The following is a 4,032-nucleotide window of genomic DNA, read 5'->3' on the forward strand; positions in this document are numbered from 1 at the left end:
GCCATAGGCTACCCCCTTACTTTTTTTATCTTTTGAATTTTGGGTTTTAGCCCCGCAGGGCCCACACACTCGGAACGAGTGTATAAGTGGGCATTACTAATATTATTTTTTCGATTGCATCTCAAAATAATAAAGTAATAAACCCAGGCTTCGCCCAATATTAAATATTATTTATTTTATTCTAAAATATATTTGACTAAAGTAAATAATGGAGGTAATAAATAACAAAATAAATAATTAGGAGGGTATTATGAATAAACTTATAACAGAGGCAGAAGGTGCAAGAATCGAAAGTGTTTTTAAATACATATTAGAGGCATCTGAAAGCATATTAATAGAGCATGGGCATGTTATTACGGGGCAAATAATAAAAAACAAAAAGTTCTTTGCTGATAACGGGCATAAAGATTTTGAAAGGTTAGAGTATTACCTTAGCTCGGCAATTAGTTCTCTTGTCGAGGATAAGGTAACAGAAGGCATTAAAGACATTAACACGGATGAGAACCTTGTTTTTAAAAAAATAAATGAATTGAGTGATAAGGAAAAATTAATTTTAGCAGAGTGCATTATTAAACATTTTGAATATTCAAATATTAGAGGAATGCAAAAAGCATTTAATATTTTTGGGGGGTAATGAATGAGTAAATCGACAGCACAGCAGATCGCAGATTTGCAAAATAAACTACAAGCATTAAGAACAAAAAAAGCAAGACAGGACAGAAGGGAAGAAACAAGACAAAAAATAATCCTGGGTGCAGAAGTGGCTAAGGTTTTAGGTAAAAAACCAGAGGAAATTAACAAGGCTTTAATTCTTGGATTGTTAAGTAAAATAAATGAACTTGACGAAGAAGAAAAACAAGAATTCACACGATTAGGATTAAATATTTTAGAAGAGTGGAAGAATGAAAATCGTAAACCGTGAACAATAAAAAACCAGCCGATCTTGGCTGGTTTTTCATTGTGAAGGGTTGCCAGCCGTAGGCTGGAGGTTTTAAGGTTGCCAGAGGGCCTCTGGTGGCTGGGTGGGTTTGTTGATTTGTTGGTACCAGAGTGTCCCTCACCTATCCAGACACAAGCCCGGATACGGGGAAAGGGGAAAAAATCCCCCCAGGGGTGGAGGGTTTGGTTAGGTTAGGGGGAAAAACTGCTTAGAAGTCGTTACAGGCTGTTTTGAGGCATATCTAAGGCAACATAACGGCGATACAGGGCAACGGCTCCGTGATACGAACAGCCCATTTTGTCGGCTACCTGTTGCCATTTCAGCCCCTGGCTTCGTAGTTCGTAAGCCTGGCGACGGCGATCCATTGCTGTTTGTTCATAATCTTCACGAGGTTGTGAAAAATATTTTCTTACTGTTCTTTCACAACGACCCGTCATTTCCATTATTTCTTTTGCTTTTATTTTTTTACCATTAATGATCATAAAACCCCCTTGCTCATTAATATGTCTAACATTTCATTTTTAACATTGGTTTTTTTAGTTTTTCCTTTGTTTTTTAAACCTCTATTTGATTGTATTAATGAAAATGTATGGCTATCAAAATTTTTCCAGGTCCAACGGGCTATGCTTCTTGCTGTTGCTTTTAACTCTTTGTATTGTAACGGATTTAGTGGATTGCAAAAAGTATTTAAACCCTGCGCTTTTAATAGTAGTTCGTTTTCGAATTTCTCGAAAGTAGATATTTTTTTGAAATTTAAAACCGTTCTGTAAGCATATTGTCGTAAGTCTTCAAACAAATTAACATTGCGACCTAGACCATAAGCCTCGCTTTTTTTCTCTTGTATTTTAGGCTTTTCTAAGTCCACAAAATCAGCTAAATAATCCAGGTCGTAAAGGTCAGCACCTGACCAGAACGGCGACCAGTGATCATTGAGTGGGTTTTTTGTAATCAATCCAGCAAACCCCAGATCTGCTTTGAGTTTTTTAGCCATAGCCATTTCAACGGCAGCGGCATACTTCAACGGCTTCAACCTTGCTTGTTGTGTCTTGCAAACACCGGCTTTCAGCATATAGCCGTAGTGGCAACGACCTGTCTTTGGTGTTTTTGTAATAAAGTGAGGTACAGGTAAGCCTGCTTTCTCAAATGTATAGAATGAATTTTTCTTATCTAAATCAAAGAGTAGGCAAGTTTGAATGGCTGGCTGATTTGCCTGTAAATACAGCATTTCTAAGGCTTTTGCTTTGTTCCTTATGCTCAACCCCTGATCGAGGTTATTTGTACAATAAGGCTTGTTAGGCATTTGATTTTTAAAAAAATCGATGTTATGTTCTTCTTGTATTATCATTTTTATTCAGTCCTTTTTTATCTGGCCCTGCTCCTCTGTTCTGTCGCCAAAACAATCACAGAGGGGTGGGGTTTTTATTTTTATAGGTTTTTCAATCCTGTACCAGTTCTAACCGATCTGAAAAATTTGTCAAGTGTGCGCCTTAACCATATCAGATAACAGCCCAACGGAGTTGGGGCAGTTCTTTACATACGGCAGCAAAGCATTACTATCAGATCTATGGTGCGAAGCATTACCGAAGATAGAAAAACAATAAAAAAAGAAAAAAGAGTATTGTTCGAAGAAAAATTGGCGATTCGATTTTTTTTGGTGAATATATGAAAAAAAAGAAAGTGCAGAAAAAACGGAAAAGAAATAAGCATAGTAAATTTTTTAAAATGCTTATGAAGTCAGTTAATGAAGCTGTGAAAATTCACAAAGGTGAGTTAGAGCCAGCCAGAGTAACAATTTTGAAAATGTAGTATAGTATATTGTAGTATATAGCAATATATACTATCGCTTTAATTTCCTTGTATTGGTATTTTGCTGAATTGGCTTAGAACTATTTTTTAATTTCTGATCCTCTTCTTTAAGCCTCAACCTTTCGGATTCTTCTTTTTCTTTTTTCTCACGAACCTGTTTTTTAATTTTATTATTGTTTTTCTGATCCCAATTTTCAGCCTCTTTTTTCAATATGTGATTTCCTAACTCGTCAATTTCATAACTACTGACAAATTTTTCAGGAGTTTCTTTTTTGGGTTTAGGCTTGAAAAAGTCAGCGATTTTCGAATTTAATTTATTTTTGGCAGTTTCGAATATAGATTTTATTTTTTGAGCTATTTGTGATTTTTCTATTTTCATATATTGCTCAGGCTCAATTGGTTTAGTCATTTGGTGATATGTTAACGAAGCCTTTTTATATAAAATCTTCCTTTCTTCTTGCTCCAATTTTCTTAATTTCTGCCCAGCTTTCCAATTATGCCTGTGAATGCGGGTCATTGGCGTTCTGTCCAGACGGATAGATTTAGCAATCCAGGCAGCTTTTGCCTGTGGAGTTTTTGCAACTTTTGCTTTTCTTTCAGCTTCTTCTTTTTGTTCTTCCAGGGTTCTGCAATCAATACGGGATTTATGACCATATTTTTTTAATGCCTCATTTGTAATAACTTCCCAATTTTGCCTCCAGGCTTCTAAACATTTCTTATCGTTCCATTCTCTGTTTTTTGTTAAAAACCCCTCTGGTCCTACATTTTTCATTGTTAACATTACATGGGCATGGGGATTTTTACTATTTAGATCGTGGAATGCAATATCGGCAATCATTCCCTCATCTACAAAATTATCCTGACAGTATTTTATTAAAAGGTCTTTTTTTTGTTTGTCGTCCAGCTCCACCGGCAAGGCGACATCGAAGTACCTGGCAGTCTGTCCGTTCTTCTGTCGTTCTGTCCTCTCAACCTCATTCCATAGGGCCTCAGACGACTTCACAAGCCATCCTGGTGCTTGTGGTGGTGCCAGGATTAACGAACCGTCAAAGCCTTCTTTTTTGCTGTAATTCCATACGGCACCCGTTCGGTTATCTGTAAATTTGTTCCTGTTTTGATATGCAGCCAAATAGACGGAAGATTTACCCTCTGACCTTTTGCACAATTTAAAACTTAAATGATATATAGCCATAGGCTACCCCCTTACTTTTTTTATCTTTTGAATTTTGGGTTTTAGCCCCGCAGGGCCCACACACTCGGAACGAGTGTATAAGTGGGCATTACTA

The 4,032-nt window shown here is 36.6% G+C and carries 5 protein-coding genes; 2 read left to right on the plus strand and 3 right to left on the minus strand.

Translation table 11 applies throughout. The features are described from left to right. Positions 1–250 precede the first annotated feature (250 nt). Positions 251–634 carry a hypothetical protein gene (locus ACNQ0T_RS22945; RefSeq protein ID WP_199160807.1) on the plus strand — a complete coding sequence of 128 codons (384 nt, stop codon included), beginning with the start codon at positions 251–253 and terminating at the stop codon, positions 632–634. Positions 635–637: 3 nt separating this feature from the next. Then, a complete protein-coding gene (locus tag ACNQ0T_RS22950) occupies positions 638–922 on the plus strand; it encodes a conjugal transfer protein TraD (protein WP_079843899.1) in 285 nt (94 codons plus the stop codon). Between the two features lie 236 nt (positions 923–1,158). Here ACNQ0T_RS22950 and ACNQ0T_RS22955 read toward each other — a convergent pair whose 3' ends face one another. The 3 genes from ACNQ0T_RS22955 to mobQ all read right to left on the minus strand — a co-directional run bounded on the left by ACNQ0T_RS22955 (position 1,159) and on the right by mobQ (position 3,938). Next, entirely contained in the window at positions 1,159–1,422 is a 264-nt protein-coding gene (locus tag ACNQ0T_RS22955; protein WP_102017747.1) for a plasmid replication protein, read from the minus strand. Then, positions 1,419–2,285: a replication initiation protein gene (locus tag ACNQ0T_RS22960; RefSeq protein ID WP_102017746.1), complete on the minus strand. Its 867-nt coding sequence runs from the start codon at positions 2,283–2,285 to the stop codon at positions 1,419–1,421. The genes ACNQ0T_RS22955 and ACNQ0T_RS22960 overlap by 4 nt, the downstream gene beginning before the upstream one ends. Before the next feature lie 492 nt (positions 2,286–2,777). Continuing rightward, the gene (mobQ, locus tag ACNQ0T_RS22965) at positions 2,778–3,938 is read right to left on the minus strand and encodes a MobQ family relaxase (RefSeq protein ID WP_417930381.1); all 1,161 of its coding nucleotides are present in this window, start codon (positions 3,936–3,938) and stop codon (positions 2,778–2,780) included. Positions 3,939–4,032 lie beyond the last annotated feature (94 nt).

It is taken from the genome of Enterobacter cloacae complex sp.6700776 (genome assembly GCF_048284255.1).
GTDB classification, from domain to species: Bacteria; Pseudomonadota; Gammaproteobacteria; order Enterobacterales; family Enterobacteriaceae; genus Enterobacter; species Enterobacter intestinihominis.

Coding starts and splice junctions, on each gene's coding strand:
- ACNQ0T_RS22945 (WP_199160807.1), top strand. CDS start 251: ATGAATAAACTTATAACAGAGGCAGAAGGTGCAAGAATCGAAAGTGTT.
- ACNQ0T_RS22960 (WP_102017746.1), bottom strand. CDS start 2,285: ATGATAATACAAGAAGAACATAACATCGATTTTTTTAAAAATCAAATG.
- ACNQ0T_RS22955 (WP_102017747.1), bottom strand. CDS start 1,422: ATGATCATTAATGGTAAAAAAATAAAAGCAAAAGAAATAATGGAAATG.
- ACNQ0T_RS22950 (WP_079843899.1), top strand. CDS start 638: ATGAGTAAATCGACAGCACAGCAGATCGCAGATTTGCAAAATAAACTA.
- mobQ (WP_417930381.1), bottom strand. CDS start 3,938: ATGGCTATATATCATTTAAGTTTTAAATTGTGCAAAAGGTCAGAGGGT.